The following is a 3,283-nucleotide window of genomic DNA, read 5'->3' on the forward strand; positions in this document are numbered from 1 at the left end:
AAATGAGAGTTTGAGAGATATTTTGCGTAAGTCCTAATCTAATACCGTTTCTTTGTAAAGCTGCATATATTTACCCCCCGGCTACGCCCTCCCCCTTGCCAAGCTACGGTGTATACACAAGTCTTAAATAGCTTACGAATCTGGGTTTGAGCGTCAGTTTTACCCCACCCTAACCCTAAGAGATGTATTGGGGAGAGAACTAGATTTCCTGTTTCCCCCCAATACATCGGGGAGCCAGTGCTTTGGGCGGTTGAAGCATCTGGCGTGGGATTAAGGGGGGTAATTCGACTTGTGTGTACACCGTAGCCTTACCAAAAGAGAGATGCCGATAGGCAAGGAAATTTTGTGTATAGCTGTCGCCTGGTAGTTTAGGACATAAACTGAACATAAAACCCGGATACCAAGAGACTTTTAAGCCTGTTAAGAGTCCCCTGCTATAACTTCATAGAGAAACGGTCTGAAACACTAATAATAATTATTTGCAATAATCTCTCTAATATTGTAAGCTTTTCTCAAATATATTGAATATTTTTATCAATAAGTTTTTACAGGAGGTTTGACACACTGATAAGCCTGGCTGGAAAAATCAGCTGGAATTCAGATATAGCAACTTGTGATTATTAGTTACAAAAATTATTAATTAGTGAATTGAGAGTTATTCTATTTACAGGAAAATCAGGATGTCTAAACTGCCGGATGTTCTTTGGTTAAATACAAGCCCTTGTTTGCAATACTTTGCTCAACCGCTGCTTTGTTACTTATCATCTCAAGTGACAATTCAAGAGTGGAAATATTGCCAAAGCCAAGATGAAGTAAGTTCACTAGATGCTGCTGTTGTTCTACTTCATGACTATCTCAAATCTTACAATCGACCTGTTCACCTGATTGGTCATAGTACAGGAGGATTACTAGGGCTACTCTATAGCCGTCGCTATCCTGAAACAGTTAAGTCTTTGACGCTATTAGCCGTGGGTGTTGATGCAGCGGTTGATTGGCAAGCTCATTACTATATTCACCGTCAGTTTTTAAGTCGCCAAAAACTTTTAACTGATATGGTTTACAACTTGTTTGGTTATCAAGATAAATGCACTCTCAAGAGTCTGACACATCTTCTGGAGCAAGACTTAGATTGTTCGCTCTCTCCTCATTCTCTGTTTGAGAGAGTGAGTATAAAGGCAAACAAAGTTTCAGTACCTTTGATGGTTTGTAGTAGCTTAAACGACATTGTTGTGGAACCAGAGGCACTACAAGGATGGCGATCGCATTTGAAGGAGGGCGATCGCCTCTGGTATTGTTTAGAAGGAGGGCATTTTTTTCACTTTTCCCAGTATCAGCTTGTAGGAGAACAGCTACTCGACTTTTGGAAGTTTATATATGTGTCAGATTCGCTGTATGCCTGTTTGCGACTTTAAGTATTAGATGATAATATATCTCAAGAAGGATGCGTTGAGTCAAACAATTGTGAGAGGTTAATCGTGTCCTAAATTATTTCAGGAAAGTCTAACAAATGGTTGTAGCTTTAGATGATACCAAGCGTAGCGCGATCGCTACAGAGCTAGCAGATTTGAAAGCTATACAAGAGTTGCTAATTGCTAATGAACAAAAAGTACTACCTGCGGTAAGCAACGATCAAGAAATTAGCAAGCGCCTAAACGACTTTCTCAAAGATGACCAAGAAAACCTCACAGTGATCGAGGAAGTTATTTCTAAATTTGGTGGTGGTTCAGTTCAGCCTAGAGACACCATACGGCAGTATGTTGAGCAAGTAAACCGTATAATAGATGGGAATGAGCTGACACTGTACCAGAAGGCTTCTATTCACGAAAGGATTAAGCACCAAGCCGTAATGACTGGTTTAATTATCCATAAGGCTGCCCAGGTGGTTGGTGATGACGTGAAAGAAGCTATTGGGCCACTCAATCAAGTGAACTTTGAAAATCGCGCTCATCAAGAACAATTGAAAGGTGTGCTAGAAGTGTTGGGTACAAGAGAACTTACAGGTCAAGACCCAGATCAAGGTGTTTGGGCGCGGACTCAAGATGCTGTTGCAGCTTTGAGAGGTGTATTTGATGGTCTAACAAAGTAGAAAAGTAGGCTGCTAATACAATGTAACACTCCCTAAACTTTTAGTTGAGTAAGTAGCAATTAAGAAATAATCCGAATAATTCCTTGTGATTTAAGGAAACTAACAGCGATCGCACTCAGTTTGAGATAAAAACTGCAATGCGATCGCTTTTTTTTAGGAGAATATGTCGGAAACTCAGAGAGGTTAGGAGATGGTTCATCTGATATATACAGCTGATGTCCTAGTTGTCGGTGGGGGAACCGGAGGCACTGCGGCGGCTATCCAAGCAGCGCGACGGGGAGCCAAAACCATTTTGGTGAGCGAATTTTCTTGGTTGGGGGGAATGCTGACTTCGGCTGGGGTGTCTGTACCCGATGGCAATGAATTAGTTGCTTTTCAAACGGGGTTATGGGGTGCGCCCGCTTTTGTCTAGGACAGGGTAGAGAACCACTCCTACAAAATTGGATATTTTGTGATCTGTAAGTGCCTAAAAGGGTGTTTAGAAAGTCAAAAATAGCTCACTTAAGAGAGTAATAGATGCTTACTATTAGATGCTTGAGAATATAGCAATACTATTTGATTTTTGAAAAGCCTAGCTGACTGAAATATTACCAAATAAAGTTTTGGTTTTCAGTATACTTAGCAAGACTCAAGTTGGATTCCTATAGTTTCAACTAAATACTCAGGAGGAAGTGAACCAATAAACTGACTTTAGGACTTCGAGTAGTTTTTAGAGTCTCTCATAAAAAACGATATAAACAAGCGTTTTTTTGCCCTTGTCATAGCTACATAAAACAGACGCTTTTCCTCTTCTACGTTACTATCACGCACACTGAAATAAGTGGGAAATTCATCTTCAGATATACCTGCTAGAAAAACTTTATCAAATTCTAACCCTTTTGATTGATGAACAGTGATAATCAGAACTTGATTATTATCCTGAGAAATTTGATCTAAGTTTTTCGCTAATGCAGTATACTCAATAATACTTCTGAGTGCTGTATCTGGATGAATTTCTAAATCATCCTGTTCTTTAAAAATCTTTACTAGCCGTTTGAGATTTTCTAAGCGTTTTGGTTCCTCCTGCTGATAATAGTCATATAAACCAGAATCAACTAAAATTTTACCTAATAAATTGGCTGGACGTAATTTTTGGCTGGCATCTCTCCAACTCTCAATATCATCAGCTAAATCTTCAAATTCTTCTCCATAACGATA

The 3,283-nt window shown here is 39.5% G+C and carries 3 protein-coding genes and 1 pseudogene; 3 read left to right on the plus strand and 1 reads right to left on the minus strand.

Translation table 11 applies throughout. From position 1 onward, the window contains the following. Positions 1 to 680 precede the first annotated feature (680 nt). The 3 genes and pseudogenes from LC574_RS32460 to LC574_RS32470 form a co-directional block, all read left to right on the plus strand. Positions 681 to 1,412: an alpha/beta fold hydrolase gene (locus LC574_RS32460; RefSeq protein ID WP_229457708.1), complete on the plus strand. Its 732-nt coding sequence runs from the start codon at positions 681 to 683 to the stop codon at positions 1,410 to 1,412. Between the two features lie 95 nt (positions 1,413 to 1,507). After that, positions 1,508 to 2,086, plus strand: coding sequence for a hemerythrin HHE cation-binding protein (locus LC574_RS32465; RefSeq protein ID WP_229457709.1), 579 nt, complete (start codon positions 1,508 to 1,510; stop codon positions 2,084 to 2,086). 190 nt (positions 2,087 to 2,276) lie between these two features. After that, a pseudogene (locus LC574_RS32470) lies at positions 2,277 to 2,483 on the plus strand (FAD-dependent oxidoreductase); the annotation flags it as partial. Positions 2,484 to 2,776: 293 nt separating this feature from the next. On the opposite strand, the gene LC574_RS32475 reads toward LC574_RS32470, so the two are convergent. Further along, positions 2,777 to 3,283, minus strand: a 507-nt coding sequence (locus LC574_RS32475; protein ID WP_229457710.1) for a 3'-5' exonuclease, incomplete at its 5' end; no start/stop codon positions are given.

The sequence above is a fragment of the Nostoc sp. CHAB 5715 genome (genome assembly GCF_020829685.1).
Classification (GTDB): domain Bacteria; phylum Cyanobacteriota; class Cyanobacteriia; order Cyanobacteriales; family Nostocaceae; genus Nostoc.

Excerpts from the sequence above, each read along its gene's own strand:
- LC574_RS32460 (WP_229457708.1), top strand. The coding sequence starts at position 681 with ATGTCTAAACTGCCGGATGTTCTTTGGTTAAATACAAGCCCTTGTTTG.
- LC574_RS32465 (WP_229457709.1), top strand. The coding sequence starts at position 1,508 with ATGGTTGTAGCTTTAGATGATACCAAGCGTAGCGCGATCGCTACAGAG.